At 62.0% G+C, this 14,330-nt stretch carries 14 protein-coding genes, 5 tRNA genes and 1 pseudogene; 10 read left to right on the top strand and 10 right to left on the bottom strand.

The window, feature by feature from the left end; genetic code table 11:
* Window positions 1–28 precede the first annotated feature (28 nt).
* Together ACVWWQ_RS02740 and yhbY are read right to left on the bottom strand one after the other, a co-directional pair.
* Window positions 29–406 (bottom strand): Mth938-like domain-containing protein, encoded by a 378-nt coding sequence (locus ACVWWQ_RS02740; protein WP_099652022.1) that lies wholly within the window; start codon window positions 404–406, stop codon window positions 29–31.
* Window positions 406–702, bottom strand: a complete 297-nt coding sequence (gene yhbY, locus ACVWWQ_RS02735; RefSeq protein ID WP_099652023.1) for a ribosome assembly RNA-binding protein YhbY — start codon at window positions 700–702, stop codon at window positions 406–408. Before yhbY ends, ACVWWQ_RS02740 begins: the two co-directional genes overlap by 1 nt.
* Before the next feature lie 82 nt (window positions 703–784).
* On the opposite strand from yhbY, the gene rlmE reads away from it, so the two are divergent.
* The 7 genes from rlmE (at window position 785) to ACVWWQ_RS02700 (ending at window position 4,229) form a co-directional block, all read left to right on the top strand.
* Window positions 785–1,435: a 23S rRNA (uridine(2552)-2'-O)-methyltransferase RlmE gene (gene rlmE / locus ACVWWQ_RS02730; protein WP_099652024.1), complete on the top strand. Its 651-nt coding sequence runs from the start codon at window positions 785–787 to the stop codon at window positions 1,433–1,435.
* On the top strand, window positions 1,432–3,390 hold the full coding sequence (gene ftsH / locus ACVWWQ_RS02725; protein ID WP_199107211.1) for an ATP-dependent zinc metalloprotease FtsH: 1,959 nt from the start codon (window positions 1,432–1,434) through the stop codon (window positions 3,388–3,390). The genes rlmE and ftsH overlap by 4 nt, the downstream gene beginning before the upstream one ends.
* 201 nt (window positions 3,391–3,591) lie before the next feature.
* A tRNA-Arg gene (locus ACVWWQ_RS02720) sits at window positions 3,592–3,668 on the top strand.
* A gap of 179 nt (window positions 3,669–3,847) precedes the next feature.
* Window positions 3,848–3,924, top strand: a tRNA-Pro gene (locus ACVWWQ_RS02715).
* A 25-nt stretch (window positions 3,925–3,949) separates the two neighbouring features.
* Window positions 3,950–4,026 (top strand) — tRNA-Arg (locus tag ACVWWQ_RS02710).
* Between the two features lie 15 nt (window positions 4,027–4,041).
* Window positions 4,042–4,118: transfer RNA gene (locus tag ACVWWQ_RS02705), tRNA-His, on the top strand.
* 35 nt (window positions 4,119–4,153) lie between these two features.
* Window positions 4,154–4,229 (top strand) — tRNA-Lys (locus ACVWWQ_RS02700).
* Between the two features lie 154 nt (window positions 4,230–4,383).
* Here ACVWWQ_RS02700 and purB read toward each other — a convergent pair.
* Window positions 4,384–5,751 carry an adenylosuccinate lyase gene (gene purB / locus ACVWWQ_RS02695; protein WP_133950162.1) on the bottom strand — a complete coding sequence of 456 codons (1,368 nt, stop codon included), beginning with the start codon at window positions 5,749–5,751 and terminating at the stop codon, window positions 4,384–4,386.
* Window positions 5,752–6,021: 270 nt separating this feature from the next.
* Between purB and ACVWWQ_RS02690 the strand changes: the two genes are divergently transcribed.
* The gene (locus ACVWWQ_RS02690) at window positions 6,022–7,401 is read left to right on the top strand and encodes a class II fumarate hydratase (RefSeq protein WP_133950164.1); all 1,380 of its coding nucleotides are present in this window, start codon (window positions 6,022–6,024) and stop codon (window positions 7,399–7,401) included.
* A gap of 53 nt (window positions 7,402–7,454) precedes the next feature.
* Here the strand turns inward: ACVWWQ_RS02690 and ACVWWQ_RS02685 are convergent, their stop codons facing one another.
* The 6 genes from ACVWWQ_RS02685 to ACVWWQ_RS02660 all read right to left on the bottom strand — a co-directional run bounded on the left by ACVWWQ_RS02685 (window position 7,455) and on the right by ACVWWQ_RS02660 (window position 11,522).
* A complete protein-coding gene (locus ACVWWQ_RS02685) occupies window positions 7,455–8,156 on the bottom strand; it encodes a YggN family protein (RefSeq protein WP_133950166.1) in 702 nt (233 codons plus the stop codon).
* Window positions 8,157–8,273: 117 nt separating this feature from the next.
* Window positions 8,274–8,843 carry a GDSL-type esterase/lipase family protein gene (locus ACVWWQ_RS02680; protein WP_166669742.1) on the bottom strand — a complete coding sequence of 190 codons (570 nt, stop codon included), beginning with the start codon at window positions 8,841–8,843 and terminating at the stop codon, window positions 8,274–8,276.
* A gap of 146 nt (window positions 8,844–8,989) precedes the next feature.
* Window positions 8,990–9,955: an aldehyde dehydrogenase family protein gene (locus ACVWWQ_RS02675; protein ID WP_133950170.1), complete on the bottom strand. Its 966-nt coding sequence runs from the start codon at window positions 9,953–9,955 to the stop codon at window positions 8,990–8,992.
* The gene (locus tag ACVWWQ_RS02670; protein ID WP_133950172.1) at window positions 9,952–10,809 is read right to left on the bottom strand and encodes an ABC transporter ATP-binding protein; all 858 of its coding nucleotides are present in this window, start codon (window positions 10,807–10,809) and stop codon (window positions 9,952–9,954) included. The genes ACVWWQ_RS02675 and ACVWWQ_RS02670 overlap by 4 nt, the downstream gene beginning before the upstream one ends.
* Window positions 10,806–11,180: a GntR family transcriptional regulator gene (locus ACVWWQ_RS02665; protein ID WP_133950174.1), complete on the bottom strand. Its 375-nt coding sequence runs from the start codon at window positions 11,178–11,180 to the stop codon at window positions 10,806–10,808. The genes ACVWWQ_RS02670 and ACVWWQ_RS02665 overlap by 4 nt, the downstream gene beginning before the upstream one ends.
* A 3-nt stretch (window positions 11,181–11,183) precedes the next feature.
* Window positions 11,184–11,522 (bottom strand): hypothetical protein, encoded by a 339-nt coding sequence (locus ACVWWQ_RS02660; protein ID WP_133950176.1) that lies wholly within the window; start codon window positions 11,520–11,522, stop codon window positions 11,184–11,186.
* A 146-nt stretch (window positions 11,523–11,668) separates the two neighbouring features.
* On the opposite strand from ACVWWQ_RS02660, the pseudogene ACVWWQ_RS02655 reads away from it, so the two are divergent.
* Together ACVWWQ_RS02655 and ACVWWQ_RS02650 are read left to right on the top strand one after the other, a co-directional pair.
* Window positions 11,669–12,325 (top strand): annotated as a pseudogene (locus tag ACVWWQ_RS02655) (SDR family oxidoreductase); the annotation flags it as partial.
* Window positions 12,326–12,357: 32 nt separating this feature from the next.
* A complete protein-coding gene (locus ACVWWQ_RS02650) occupies window positions 12,358–12,540 on the top strand; it encodes an SDR family oxidoreductase (protein ID WP_457383291.1) in 183 nt (60 codons plus the stop codon).
* A 56-nt stretch (window positions 12,541–12,596) separates the two neighbouring features.
* On the opposite strand, the gene ACVWWQ_RS02645 is transcribed toward ACVWWQ_RS02650, so the two are convergent.
* Window positions 12,597–14,264 carry an amidohydrolase gene (locus tag ACVWWQ_RS02645; protein WP_133950178.1) on the bottom strand — a complete coding sequence of 556 codons (1,668 nt, stop codon included), beginning with the start codon at window positions 14,262–14,264 and terminating at the stop codon, window positions 12,597–12,599.
* Between the last annotated feature and the right edge of the window lie 66 nt (window positions 14,265–14,330).

The raw sequence follows: 14,330 nt of genomic DNA, 5'->3' as shown, positions 1-14,330 counted from the left end.
GGAATACTTGCCGGCTGAAAGCGGGATCTCAGCCGGGCGGCAGGATGAAGGCGGCAATCACTCGACGGCCTTCGTCGGCCAGCAGGTTATAGGTTCGTGCGGCCGCGGCATTGTCCATCACCTCGATGCCGATGTTCTTGCGCAGGAACCCCGCCATGAACTCGGCCGCCGGGAAAGACTGGCGGGTACCGGTACCCAGCACGACCACTTCGGGCTTCAACGCGAGCAGTTCCTGGACATGGCTGGCGTCCAGCATCTCCGGCCGGGTGACCGGCCAGTTCTCGATGGCCTTGTCCGGCGCCAGCAGGAAGCTGGCGGTGAGTTCGCGATCAATCAGGGTGACGCCATGCGCGCTGACCCGCCGCACGAACAGATAACCTTCGGGGCGTTCCAGCGACAGATCCATCAGCGTGGCAGGGCAATCTTCGGTTCGTCGACGTTGCGGCGGAACAGCACCACGACATGGCCGATCTGCTGAATCTGCTCGGCGCCGGTGCCGGCAATCAATACGTCAATCTGGGCCTGCCGGTCGTCCTTGTCGCCGCCGGACAACTTGATCTTGACCAGTTCGTGGATATCCAGCGCCTGGTTCAATTCTTTCACCACGGCTTCCGTGGCTCCCTTGTTACCCAGCAGAACGACCGCGCTCAGGTCATGAGCGAGGCTGCGCAGGTATCGGATCTGCGAAGAGGAGAGGGCCATGCGGTGGGGCTCGATTCACGGTTGATGAACGGCAAAGGGTATCATGCAGGCATCCCGTTCCCCAATCGACGATTGCAACGACATGGCCCGCAGCAAAAGCAGTGCAGTCTGGCTGCGCGAACATTTCAACGACGAGTATGTGAAGAAGGCCCAGGCAGACGGCCTGCGTTCGCGTGCCGTTTACAAGCTGGAAGAGCTGCTGGAGCGCGACCGGCTGCTCAAGCCGGGCATCAACGTGGTCGACCTTGGCGCCGCCCCGGGCAGCTGGTCGCAACTGGTGCGCAATCGGCTCGGCGACACCGGCAAGGTCTTCGCCCTCGATATCCTGCAGATGCAGAGCATCGCGGGGGTGGATTTCCTGCAGGGTGACTTCCGCGAGGAAAGCGTCTTGAAGGAGCTGGAGTCGCGTCTGGAAGGTCTGAAGGTCGATCTTGTACTGTGCGATATGGCCCCCAATATGAGTGGAGTGGCACTGGCCGACCAGATCCGCGCCATGGCACTGGCCGAGTTGGCGCTCGATTTCAGTCGACAGTGGCTGAAGCCGGGCGGTTCGTTCCTGATCAAGTTGTTTCAGGGTGTCGGCTTTGACGATTACTTGCGCAGCTTGCGCGCGGACTTCAGTCGCGTGACGATGCGTAAACCTAAGGCCTCGCGCGCCCGTTCGCGTGAGGTGTACGCGCTGGCGATGGGTCGCAAACCCGTAGCCGGGTCACCGGGCGAGAACCGTGCATGAATGAAACAGCGAAAAATGTGTTGCTCTGGGTAATTATCGCGGTGGTTCTTTTTACCGTGTTCCAGAACTTCAACCCTCGTGGCGCCGCGTCCTCGGACATGGCTTACAGCTCGTTCGTGCAAAGCGTGGACAACGGCAACGTGGCCAGCGCCACGATGGGTGCCGACCAGCCCGCGACGATCAGCGGCAAGCTGAAGGATGGCAGTACCTTCCGCACGGTCGCCCCGATCCTCGGCTTCTCCACCAATCAGGTGGTCAAGCAGATGCAGGACAAGGGCGTCGAGGTCCGTCAGGACCCGTCGGAGGGCTTTTCGCTGATTGGCTTGCTGGTCAGTTGGCTGCCGGTGTTGCTCATCGTCGGCGTATTCATCTGGTTCATGCGCCAGATGCAGTCCGGTGGCGGCGGTCGCGGCGCGATGAGCTTCGGTCGTTCGCGTGCCAAATTGCAGGGCGAAGACCAGGTCAAGGTCAACTTCAGTGACGTCGCCGGTTGCGACGAGGCGAAGGAAGAGGTCGGCGAGTTGGTCGAATTCCTTCGTGATCCGTCCAAGTTCCAGAAGCTGGGCGGCAAGATTCCGCGTGGCGTGCTGATGGTGGGTCCGCCCGGAACCGGCAAGACCCTGCTTGCCAAGGCGATTGCCGGCGAGGCCAAGGTGCCGTTTTTCGCCATCTCCGGCTCGGATTTCGTCGAGATGTTCGTGGGTGTCGGCGCCAGCCGCGTGCGCGACATGTTCGAGCAGGCCAAGAAGCACGCGCCGTGCATCATCTTTATCGACGAGATCGACGCGGTGGGCCGCCATCGTGGCGCGGGCCTGGGTGGTGGTCACGACGAGCGCGAGCAGACCCTCAACCAGTTGCTGGTCGAGATGGATGGCTTCGAGGGCACCGAAGGCGTCATCGTGATCGCCGCGACGAACCGCGCGGACGTGCTTGACCCTGCGCTGCTTCGACCCGGTCGCTTCGATCGCCACGTGGAGGTGGGTTTGCCGGACGTGCGTGGCCGCGAGCAGATCCTCAAGGTGCACATGCGCAAGGTGCCGACTGCCAGCGATGTCAACGCGATGACCATCGCGCGCGGCACTCCCGGCTTCTCCGGTGCCGACCTGGCCAACCTGGTCAACGAGGCAGCCCTGTACGCCGCGCGTGAAAACGCCCGCGAAGTCCGGATGATGCATCTGGACAAGGCGCGCGACAAGATTCTGATGGGTACCGAGCGTCGCTCCATGGCCATGAGCGAGGATGAGAAGAAGCTGACGGCTTACCACGAGGCCGGCCATGCCATCGTCGGACGCCTGGTACCGGAGCATGATCCGGTCTACAAGGTCACCATCATTCCGCGCGGGCGAGCGCTGGGTGTCACCATGTATCTGCCTGAGGGCGACAAATACAGCATCAACCGCGTGGCCATCCAGTCGCAGCTGTGCTCGTTGTACGGCGGTCGCGTGGCCGAGGAGCTTATCTTCGGTGCGGACAAGGTCACCACGGGCGCATCGAATGATATCGAGCGTGCGACCAAGATGGCGCGCAACATGGCGACCAAGTGGGGCTTGTCGGACGAGCTTGGCCCGATCACCTACGGCGAGGATGAAGACGAAGTCTTCCTTGGCCGCTCGGTGACGCAGCACAAGAGCATTTCCAACGAGACCGCCAGCAAGATCGACGGCGTCGTACGCGGCATCCTTGATCGTGCCTATTCGCGCAGCCAGGAATTGTTGACGGCAAATCTCGACAAGCTGCACACGATGGCTGATGCATTGCTCCAGTACGAGACGATCGACGCGCATCAGATCGACGACATCATGGCCGGTCGCGTGCCCGGACCACCTTCCGACTGGACGAAGAGTGCGCCAAGCGGAAGCACGCCGCCCCCGCCGCCGCCGAAGGGTGATGCTGGCTCGCCGGTGGCCAAGGTGGGCGATCCTGCGCCGCAGAATCGCAGCGGATGGAATGGCTGATTGACGTTTGGACGTCCATTTGATCGCCATGAACTGGCGGCCACGCGTCGCCTTTTTCATCACGAAACGTGATTCCGCGAATTTCGATGAAGAAAATTGACGAAAAGGGTTGACGCAAGAGGCCGGAATCTGAATAATTCCGCTTCTGGCTTCGCCGCCCTGTTCCCCAGACAAGATCGGCAAGGCAAAAAGTTTTACAGTGCGCCCGTAGCTCAGTTGGATAGAGTACCTGGCTACGAACTAGGTGGTCGGGAGTTCGAATCTCTCCGGGCGCACCATTTTTATTCTGCAGGACGGGGTGAGTGCTTCCCGTCCGGTTTTCAACCAGGAGCTTGCAAGGTCTCGGTGGAAACCATGGTGAAGAAACAACAAGGTGTGCTTCGATACGATTGACTGGGCGAGGCGTCACCCGTAACATTTCAAGGCTTCGGTGGTGACATTGCCGGGGATTCGAAAGCGGGGTATAGCTCAGTCTGGTAGAGCGTTGCGTTTGGGACGCAAAAGTCGGGGGTTCGAATCCCTCTGCCCCGACCAGCGACACGTTCTGCCGACCGGGACTGCGCCTGTAGCTCAACCGGATAGAGCATCGGCCTTCTAAGCCGACGGTTGCAGGTTCGAGTCCTGTCTGGCGCACCAGTTACAAGATTTATGGTGGGTGTAGCTCAGCTGGTTAGAGTCCCGGATTGTGATTCCGGTTGTCGTGGGTTCGAATCCCATCATCCACCCCAGTTTCAATCCGCCAACGCGGATACAATCAGTTCATGGGCCGTTAGCTCAGTTGGTAGAGCAGTTGACTCTTAATCAATTGGTCGAAAGTTCGAATCTTTCACGGCCCACCAACAAAAACAGCCACTCAGGGAAACCTGGGTGGCTGTTCTCTTTTCAGGACTTGCAAGGCGCTGGAACCACCAGTTCACTTCGCAGACTGGACGAGGCGGATTCAAAAAATCCGCCTCTGTTTCCTTCAGCCGGGGCGAAGCGCCGACATCCGGCTCAGATGTCCGTTGCGAGCTGTTCGGCCATCCCGATATAGCTTCCCGGGCTCAGCTCCAGCAGGCGCTGCTTCGCTTCCGTCGGCAGGTCCAGTCCGCCGATGAATTCGCGCATGGAATCCCTGGTGATGCCGTGCCCGCGGGTCAGGGCCTTGAGCTGTTCGTAGGGTTGCGGCAGGCCGTAGCGGCGCATCACCGTCTGCACGGCTTCGGCCAGCACTTCCCAGCTGGCATCCAGGTCGGCGCCGATGCGGTCGGCGTTGACGTTGAGTTTGCCCAGGCCCTTTTTCAGCGATTCCAGCGCGACCAGCGTGTGACCGAACGCGGTGCCCAGCGCGCGCAGCACGGTGGAGTCGGTGAGGTCGCGCTGCCAGCGGCTGATCGGCAGCTTTTCGGCGAAGTGGCCGAGCAGGGCGTTCGCCAGTCCGAAGTTGCCTTCGGCGTTCTCGAAGTCGATCGGATTGACCTTGTGCGGCATGGTCGAGGAGCCGACTTCACCAGCCTTCAGCGTCTGCTTGAAATAGCCCAGCGAGATGTAGCCCCAAATGTCGCGGGCCAGGTCGATGAGGATGGTGTTGGCACGGCGCACGGCGTCGCAGTATTCGGCGACGTTGTCGTGCGGCTCGATCTGGGTGGTGTAGGCGTTGTAGTCGAGGCCCAGGCTTTCCACGAAGCGCTGCGAGAAGACCTGCCAGTCCACTTCGGGGTAGGTAATGACGTGGGCGTTGTAGTTGCCCACCGCTCCGTTGATCTTGCCGGAGACTTCCACCGCAACGAGCTGCTGGCGCTGGCGCTCGATGCGCGCCACCACATTGGCGACTTCCTTGCCCAGCGTGCTGGGCGAGGCGGTCTGGCCGTGGGTGCGCGAGAGCAGCGGCAACGCGGCGTTGGAGTGGGCCAAGTCGCGCAACTGGGCGGTCACGGCATCCAGCTGCGGCAGCAGCACCTGCTGGCGCGCGTCGCGCAGCATCAGTGCGTAGGACAGGTTGTTGATGTCCTCGCTGGTGCAGGCGAAGTGCACGAATTCCCTGGCCTGGGCCAGACTGGCGTCGGCGCCGATCTTTTCCTTGATGAAGTATTCGACCGCTTTCACGTCGTGGTTGGTGGTCGCCTCGATCGCTTTGATGCGCTCGCCGTCCGCTTCGCTGAAGTTGTCCGCGATGGCTTTCAACGTGGCGATCCGGGCGCTATCGAAGGCAGGCAGCTCGACGATCTTCCCTTCGGCGGCCAGCGCCAGCAACCATTCGATCTCCACCTGCACGCGGCGATGCATCAGGCCGAATTCGCTGAAAATCGGGCGCAGCGACGCGACCTTGCTGGCGTAGCGGCCGTCCAGCGGCGACAGGGCGGTCAGGGTATGAGTGGACATCGGGACATTCCGGCGAGGGGAAACCACCATTTTACATTGACAGCCGGTCAATGCCGGGCGGCTTATAGTGACAGGCCTAGCCATCTTCCCGTTCGCCCACAGCGTAGTCGAGGTGGCGAGGCTTCGACTTCGCGCCTGCGGCGCTACGCTCAGCCCGAACGGTTCTGGATTCGACGTCGTGTCTACGGCGCTGCGTTCAACCCGAACGGATTTGGAAAAGCGTAGCGTTGCCCACATCATTCCATAGTCTTTCCCCGAAGGATTCCCCCAATGAGCAGTTTTCGTACCGAACACGACAGCATGGGCGAATTGCAGGTGCCGACTGACGCGTTGTATGGCGCGCAGACGCAGCGTGCGATCGACAATTTCCCGATCTCCGGCCTGCACCTGCCGCGACCGTTCATCCGGGCGCTGGGCCTGATCAAGGCTGCGGCGGCCGAGGTCAACCTTTCGATGGGGTATCTGAAAAAAGGGCAGGCAGCGGCAATCCGCAAGGCCTCGCTGGCGGTGGCAGGCGGCCAGTACGACGCGCAGTTCCCGATTGATATCTTCCAGACGGGTTCGGGCACCAGCACCAACATGAATGCGAACGAGGTGATCGCGCATCTGGCGGTGGCCGCGGGCGCGAAGGTGCATCCGAACGATCACGTCAATTACGGGCAAAGCTCGAACGACGTGATCCCCACCGCGATCCATGTCAGCGCCACGCTCACCACCAGCGAACAATTGCTGCCGGCGTTGAAGCACCTGAAGAAGGTGATCGACAAGCGTGCGCGCGAATTGAAGAACACCCCCAAGACCGGCCGCACCCACCTCATGGATGCGATGCCGATCACCTTCGGCCAGGAGCTTTCAGGCTGGTCGGCGCAGATCGGTGCCGCGAGCGAGCGCATCGAGGATGCCTTGAAGCGCATGCGCCGCTTGCCGCTGGGCGGCACGGCGGTAGGCACCGGTATCAATGCCGATCCGAAGTTCGGCCCGGCGGTGGCGCAGCAACTGAAGAAGATCACCGGGGTGAAATTCGAATCGGCAGAAAACTACTTCGAGGGCATGGCGGCGCAGGACGCCGCGGTGGAGTTGTCCGGCGCGCTGAAGACGCTGGCCGTGGCGGTGATGAAGATTTCCAACGACTTGCGCTGGATGAACTCCGGCCCGCTGGCCGGCCTGGGTGAGATTGCCCTGCCGGCGTTGCAGCCGGGCTCATCAATCATGCCGGGCAAGGTCAACCCGGTGATCCCTGAGGCGGCGGCGATGGTTGCCGCGCAGGTGATCGGCAACGATGCCTCGATCACCATCGCCGGCCAGTCCGGCAACTTCCAGCTCAACGTGATGCTGCCGCTGATCGCGCACAACCTGCTGCAGTCGATCGGGATCCTGTCCAACGTGTCGGTGCTGTTGGCCGACAAGGCGATCGCCGGCTTCACCGTCAACAAGACGCGGGTGAACCAGGCGCTGGCGATGAATCCGATCCTGGTGACTGCGTTGAATCCGGTGATCGGTTACGAGAAGGGCGCCGCTACCGCCAAGCAGGCGTACAAGGAGCACCGGCCGATCATGGATGTGGCGCTGGAAACCACCGGCTTGTCGAAAGACGAGCTGAAAAAACTGCTCGATCCGACGACGCTGACGAAGGGTGGCATCCACGGCTGACCGGCGGGCGACCTTGGCAGCGGCTTCCTTGTCGCCGCCTGGTTACGAATTGATCAATCAGAGAATACGGCGAAGCCCTTCTTGCCATCCTTGTCGGTCATTTCCTTGCCGCAATCGTCGACGTCCTTCTGTTCCATCGTGGCGTAGGGCCGGAATTCGGGCATCGCCGCCGCGAGCTTCTGCTGGCTGGAAAGAAGGTCTGGCAGACGCTTGCAGAGTTTCATGGCGGCGGCCTTGATCCTGTCGGTCTGCGGCTTGAGGGAAGCCTCGATGTCCTTGTCGCTCTTGCCGGACAGTTTGCCCCACAGGGCGGCCTTGCTGGCCTGGATGCCGATATCCGCGCCCTGCGTGCCGATATCCATGCCGGCCTCGGCAATGCCCACGATCTGCTGGCGGTAGTACTGGAGCATGAGGTGTTGCGCCGGCGTGGCGGCCACTTTTTTGCCGGCGATCAGCAAGTCGCCCTGCGGCGTGATCTCCGCCTTCGGCTGCGAACTCTGATCCCTGTGACCATCGCCGATGTGGACGTCGTTGACGTCGATATTCTTGGTGGCCAATTCCTGCTTCGCCTTCTCCATCGCTTTCTGGATTTCCCCGGCGATCATCGAGGAGGGCGGGGCGTCGCCGTTGTTCCTGGTCGCTTCTGCGGCATGGTCAGCCGCACCGGACTGGGAATCCGTCTGTGGGGCTTGGCCACAGGCGGCCAGTGGCAGCAGCAGGGCCAGGGCAAGGGCGCCGAATGTGATGGTTTTCATGAGCATTGTCCTATTTGAGTTCGACCGGAATGGGATCAGTTGATCAGCAGCGGGTGCAGCGTGGGCCAGGCGTTGCCGAGCATCAGCTTTTGGGCCTCGATGCCGGGATGCACACCGTCATCCAGCAGCAGGGCCGGTTGGTTCGAGATACCGGCCATCAATGAAGGCAACAGGACCACATGCTTGTCGTGCTGAATCTTGTCGGTAGACCTTGTCGAGCATGTCGGCGCAGTGATCCTTGTCGAGCTTGGGCGGGATATGGAAGCCAAGCATGACGACTTCTGCTCCCGACGCCCGTGTCACGTCAATCAGGCGGCCCATGTTCTTTTCCAGTTCTTGCCGGCCTGCGCCGAGGATGACGTCATTGGCTCCGAGCTCAAGAATGACCAGCTGTGGATGATGCGCCGCGATCAGCCCGGGCAATTCCTTGATGGCATCCGTCAGCGTCTTGCCGCCACGGCTGACGTTGATGATTTGGGGAGCTGTGGTGCTGGCGGCGTTGACCCGCTGCTGCAGCCGGTTGACCCAACCTGCTTCGGCCGGAATGCGATGCGCGGAACTCAGGCTGTCGCCAACCAGCAGAACAGTCTTGGGTGTTTGAACCGGGACCTTGGCGCTATGTGCCGACGATGCAAGCGGGGTCAGGGCCAGCAGCAGCGCGAACAGCGGGATCTTGAAGAATGTCATGGTGATCCTTGGGTGCAGAGGGTCGCCGGAACCGGGATGCGAGTCCGTGGAATGATGAACAGGGGTCAGGTCTTCCATCATCCGGAACGGCGATGGCGAGTGGTTCTCACTGACGGACGGACCGATCGGCCCGTCCGTCACAACACTCAGCTGTCGTCGCGCCAGCGGCGGAACCAGGTTGCGCCGGCCAGCAGCGCTGCGCCTGCAATCACGCCGATCCACAGATTGGGCGAGGCCATCAGGTGCCAGGTGTTCGCCAGGTCAAGCACGTCGGTTCCGTTGCTGGTGACGTGGCGGACCATGTTGTCGCCGTGCGAATTGAAGATGCTGCCGGTGCCGGGGAACACGCTGAACAGGGCGCGCTGCACGATGTTCTTCCAAAACCAGAGCGAGGGCAGGTTGAACAGGCCCATGAGGCCGAACCAGCTCACCAGCAGGCCAGTGCCCACCGGCAGTGCCACTGCCCACAGGAACGGCTTGCTGCGTGCCCAGGCCGAACAAAGCAACAGCCAGCCGACCGCGGGAGCTGCCCACAACACATACAGCGGGATGTAGCCGATCAGGTTGAATATGACGCGGAACGGGTGGGCCAGCATCAGCAACTGCCACACGTTGACGCCGTGGAAGGACAGCGTGATGGCCACGATCAGCAACTGCAGCATGCCTACGACGATGCCCACGAGTACGTAGATGACCGGCGCCACGACGGTGGCACTGACGACCTTGGACAACACCGTGCTGGTGTCGGAGATCGGCAGCGATTTCCAGAACAGGATGCTGCGGTCGCGACGGTCGTCATACAGCGCGCCGAGGCAGTAGAAGAACACCACGAAGCCGAGTACCACCACCAGCAGTCCCATCGCCGAATACATCGCGATGTCCAGGGCGAATCCGACCTGGCTCATGTCGCCGGCATCCATGCCTTCGATCACCTTGTGCAGTCCGCCGCTGGCGCCGAAGTTGATGCCATGCTGGGCGCCGAGTACCTCGGCGGTGATGATGCCCATGATGTTCAGCAGCAGGAAGATGCCGCCGGTGATGATCGGTGCCCAGAAGAAGCCGCCCCGGTGTTCCCAGAATTCGCGCTTTACCAGCCAGTAGAAGGTTTTCATGCGTAGGTTCCCTTCATGGTGGCGACGAACAGGTCGCTGATGGATGGCCGGCGGGTTTCGCCCAGCTGCTCCAGCACCGCGCGGTTCGCGCCGTCAAACAGAAAGATGCTCTTGCCGAAGACCTGGCGTTCATCCAGTGGCTTCAGTGCCCGGGCTGCTTCAGCCTTGTCGGCATTCACCATCACTTCGATGTAGCGCTCGCCGACCGCGTCCATATCGGCATCCAGCACGATCTTGCCGTCGCGGATGAACATCAGGTCGGTGAGGATGTGTTCGACTTCCTCGACCTGGTGGGTGGTGACGATGATCGTCTTGTCTTCGTCGAAGTAGTCTTCCAGCAGGTTCTGGTAGAACTGCTTGCGATAGAGGATGTCCAGGCCCAGGGTCGGCTCGTCCAGGATCAGCAAGCGTGCGTCGATCGCCATCACCAGTGCCAGATGCAGCTGCACGATCATGCCCTTGGACATTTGCCGCACACGCTGATTCGGCTGCAGCTTGGTGCGTGCCAGGAAGGCCTCGCACTTCTTGCGGTCGAACCGCGGGTGCACGTTGGCGACGAAATCCACCGCCTGGCTCACCTTGATCCAGCGCGGCAAAACAGCCACATCGGCGATGAAGCACACCTCGCCCATCAGCTTGTCGCGCTGCTTGCGCGGGTCGAAACCCAGCACGTTCAGTTCGCCGCTGAAGTCAGTGAGCCCCAGGATCGCCTTCAATGCGGTGGTCTTGCCGGCGCCGTTCGGGCCGATCAGGCCCACAATGCGACCGGGTTCGATCTGAAAGCTGACGTTGTCCAGCGCCAGTGACGATTTGTATCGCTTGGTCAGGCCGCTGGCCGTGATCACCGCACTCATGATTTTTCCTCCTTGTCTGCCGCGGCTTCGCGCAGCAGTGTCTTGAGATCCAGCCCCAGTCGCTGCAGCCGTGCGAACAACATGGGCCACTCTTCGCGCAGGAAGCGCTCGCGTTCCGATTTCAGCAGCGCCTCGCGAGCGCCTTCAATGACGAACATGCCCAAGCCCCTCCTTTTCTCAACCAGTTGTTCGTCGACCAGTTCCTGATACGCCTTCGATACGGTCAGTGGATTGATCTGATAATCCGCGGCCACCTGGCGTACCGACGGCAGCGGGTCGCCCTCATTCAAGGCGCCGTCCAGGATCATCGCCACTACACGCTGGTGCAGTTGGCGATAGATCGGGACGCTGTCGTTCCAGGTAATGGTCATCTTTTATTCCTTGCTGACGCGGCCAAACTTGTTGCCGAACGAATAGTAGGGCATCACCAATTCCGACCCGAGCAGGCTGAATTGCGGGGTGCTGGCCCCGTCAACGCGGTTCAACGAGGGCAGCGTGGTCAAGGTGGCGGTGCCATCGGCGGGCAGCAGCGCGGCAGCGCGCATCTCGGCAGCGCTGGGGTAGACCTGGACGGGTGCCAGGTTGGTGACATGGGCCGCGTCATGCTGCTGGGTTGCAGCTGGCTGGCCTTCGACGTTGTAATTGACGACGCCCAGGCTGGCGGTGGTGAGCAGGATGGCGGCGACGCTGGCGATCAGGTTGTGCGCTTTCATGACGGGCCTCCTTGGTGACCTCGTTGGGTGGTGTTGTAGTGAACTATAACACCGACTTTTGAAGCGTCAATAGGCTTGGCATCAATTCGCAACATGACTGATGGCAGGGGTGGTCAAGGCAAGTTCTGATCGCCATTGCGTCAGCCATGCGAGGGCTGCAGGCTTCGTGCTCGGGCAAAGTCGCACCCACCTCATTGATGCTTGAACGCCGTTCCATCCCTCTGGAGACAGCCGTGGATCTTGAATTGACCGAAAGGACTGTTGTCATCACTGGCGGCAGCAAGGGGATTGGTCTGGCTTGCGCGATCGCCTTTGCACGCGAAGGCGCCCGGGTGATCGGCGTGTCCCGCGATCCTTCGAATCTGGGCGCCGCACAGGAGCAGATGGCGGCGCTTGGCCTGGCCATGGCGGTGCAGCCGGCGGACCTGAAGGACAGTGTCGCGGCAAGCCTGGTGATGGAGCTCATCGTGAAAATTCACGGCCCGATCGACGTGCTGGTCAACTGCGCCGGTGCCGCCCGTCGCACGCCGCCGGATGAACTCGATGCCGCCGCCGTGTTGGCGGCCATGCAGGCGAAATACCTCAGCTACATGCATGCCATCGATCCGGTGATCCGCCGCATGGGCGAGCGCGGCTCGGGCAGCATCGTCAACGTGATCGGGCAGGGTGGCCGGCAGGCCAATCCGCAGCACATCGGCGGTGGTTCGGCGAATGCGGCATTGATGCTGGCCACGGTGGGATATGCGAACGCCTACGCCAGCAAGGGCGTGAGGGTGAATGCGATCAATCCCGGCATCACCCGTACGGGACGCGTGGATGAAGCCTGGATGCCGCGATGCGTGCGAGCGGCGAGTCACGCGAGACAGTGCTGGCCAGCCAGCTTGCCGGCATTCCGCTGGGACGCATGGCCGAGCCGGCAGAGATCGCCGACGTCGCAGTGTTCCTGGCGTCGGCGCGGGCCAGCTATGTCACCGGCGCGATCATCCCGATGGATGGTGGCAAGACGTCCGTGATTTGAGCGTGTCCAGGAAAAAAGGCCGGCAGGGCGCCGGCCTCTTCGTGTTCTTCCCGCGATCAGTCCTTGGCGACGTAAACCTGTTTGCCGCCCACCCAGGTCTGCAACACTTTCGTGTTCCAGATTTTGCTGGAAGGGTCTTTCATCACGTCATGGTCGACCAGGATGAAGTCGGCCCACTTGCCGGGCTCCAGCGTGCCCAGGCTTTTTTCGGCGTGCTCGGCATAGGCCGCGTCGAGAGTGAATGCGCGCAACGCCTCGGTCAGCGTCAGGTCCTGCTGCGGATACCAGCCGCCCGGCGGCTGGCCTTGATGATCCTCGCGGGTCACTGCCGAATACAGGCCATAGAAGGGGTTGGGTGATTCCACCGGAAAGTCCGAACCGCCGGCGATGACGGTGCCCTGCCTGAGAAAGCGCTGCCAAGCGTAGGCGCCCTTGATGCGCTCGTGGCCAATGCGATGCTCGGCCATGTTCATGTCCGATGTGGCATGGGTCGGTTGCATCGAGGCGATCAAGTGCAGCGGCACGAAACGCGGGATGTCCTGCAGCGAGACGATCTGTGCGTGCTCCACGCGATTGCGCAGCGCGATGGCTTCCGGGTGGACCTTGTATGCGGCGGCATAGCTGTCCAGTACTTCGCGGTTGGCGCGGTCGCCGATGGCATGGACGCCGACCTGATAGCCCTTGCCGAAGGCCTTCTCGATTTTCGCGGTCATCGTCGCCGGCGGCATGAACAGCAGGCCGCTATTGTGCGGGTCATCGGAGTAGGGCTGGAGCATCGCTGCACCGCGGCTGCCGAGCGCGCCGTCGGCGAACAGCTTCACCGCGCGCACGGTGAGGAAATCATTGCCGTAGCCGATCAGCGGGCCATCCTTGCTGATGACATCAAAGGCATCGCCGGTGTCGCGGATCATCGCGTAGATGCGCGCGGTCAACTTGTTCGCGTCCGCGTACTGTCGATACAGCTGATAGTTCTCCAGATCGATGCCGGCGTCGCTGACGCCGGTGAGGCCGACGCTGGCCATTTCGGCCAGCGCGGTGTCCAGCGCGGATACCTTGTCTTCCATGGTCAAGTCCGGCACCACGGCGTTGACCAGGTCGACGGCGCCATCCACGAAGACCCCGACCGGGTTGCCATGGACATCCCGCTCGATGCGCCCGCCGCTGGGATCCTTGGTGGCCTTGGTGACGCCCGCCAGCTTGATCGCCGCCGAATTCGCCCAGGCGGCGTGACCGTCGATGCGACTGAGCCAGACCGGCCGATCCGAGACTACGGAGTCCAGCTCGCGCGCCGTGGGAAAGCGTCCCAGCTTCCAGATCTCCTGGTTCCAGCCGCCACCACGGATCCATTTTGCGTCGGGATGGGCGGCGGCATAGGCCTTCACTTTCGCCAGGGCTTCGTCCAGCGATTTGGTGTCACTGAGGTCCACGCTGTTCCGCGCGTAGCCCAGTTCCAGCACGTGGCCGTGAGCATCGATCAAGCCCGGCAACAGGGTGCGCCCATGGCCGTCGACGACCTTGGCGTCGCCTGCGCGCCGGGTCAGGTCGGCGGTCGTGCCGGTGGCGACCACCTTGCCGTGATCCACCAGCAAGGCCTGGAAGTGCTGCAACTTGCCGCTGCTGTCCAGGGTGTAGCCGTTGACGTTGCTGACCAGCAGGTCGGCGGCCTGTGCCGCAGGCGCCAGAACCAGCAAGGCCAGCAGGGAAAAGCGGAGTGAAAGGTTCATGCGCGGGTTTCCAAGGCGGGTGAACGAAGTTGCAGTGTGTCTTCCCCGCCATGTTTTTTCCACCGC

The organism is Rhodanobacter sp. TND4EL1, assembly GCF_054061035.1.
The sequence above is the reverse complement of the archived record's forward strand: the minus strand, read 5'-3'. Positions and strand labels throughout refer to the sequence as shown.

What these genes read in the sequence shown, in the direction of transcription:
- ACVWWQ_RS02690 (WP_133950164.1), top strand. Translation starts at nt 6,022, where the DNA reads ATGAGCAGTTTTCGTACCGAACACGACAGCATGGGCGAATTGCAGGTG.
- ACVWWQ_RS02675 (WP_133950170.1), bottom strand. Translation starts at nt 9,955, where the DNA reads ATGAAAACCTTCTACTGGCTGGTAAAGCGCGAATTCTGGGAACACCGG.
- ACVWWQ_RS02740 (WP_099652022.1), bottom strand. Translation starts at nt 406, where the DNA reads ATGGATCTGTCGCTGGAACGCCCCGAAGGTTATCTGTTCGTGCGGCGG.
- ACVWWQ_RS02650 (WP_457383291.1), top strand. Translation starts at nt 12,358, where the DNA reads ATGCGTGCGAGCGGCGAGTCACGCGAGACAGTGCTGGCCAGCCAGCTT.
- yhbY (WP_099652023.1), bottom strand. Translation starts at nt 702, where the DNA reads ATGGCCCTCTCCTCTTCGCAGATCCGATACCTGCGCAGCCTCGCTCAT.
- ftsH (WP_199107211.1), top strand. Translation starts at nt 1,432, where the DNA reads ATGAATGAAACAGCGAAAAATGTGTTGCTCTGGGTAATTATCGCGGTG.
- ACVWWQ_RS02645 (WP_133950178.1), bottom strand. Translation starts at nt 14,264, where the DNA reads ATGAACCTTTCACTCCGCTTTTCCCTGCTGGCCTTGCTGGTTCTGGCG.
- ACVWWQ_RS02680 (WP_166669742.1), bottom strand. Translation starts at nt 8,843, where the DNA reads ATGACATTCTTCAAGATCCCGCTGTTCGCGCTGCTGCTGGCCCTGACC.
- ACVWWQ_RS02665 (WP_133950174.1), bottom strand. Translation starts at nt 11,180, where the DNA reads ATGACCATTACCTGGAACGACAGCGTCCCGATCTATCGCCAACTGCAC.
- ACVWWQ_RS02670 (WP_133950172.1), bottom strand. Translation starts at nt 10,809, where the DNA reads ATGAGTGCGGTGATCACGGCCAGCGGCCTGACCAAGCGATACAAATCG.
- ACVWWQ_RS02685 (WP_133950166.1), bottom strand. Translation starts at nt 8,156, where the DNA reads ATGAAAACCATCACATTCGGCGCCCTTGCCCTGGCCCTGCTGCTGCCA.
- rlmE (WP_099652024.1), top strand. Translation starts at nt 785, where the DNA reads ATGGCCCGCAGCAAAAGCAGTGCAGTCTGGCTGCGCGAACATTTCAAC.
- purB (WP_133950162.1), bottom strand. Translation starts at nt 5,751, where the DNA reads ATGTCCACTCATACCCTGACCGCCCTGTCGCCGCTGGACGGCCGCTAC.
- ACVWWQ_RS02660 (WP_133950176.1), bottom strand. Translation starts at nt 11,522, where the DNA reads ATGAAAGCGCACAACCTGATCGCCAGCGTCGCCGCCATCCTGCTCACC.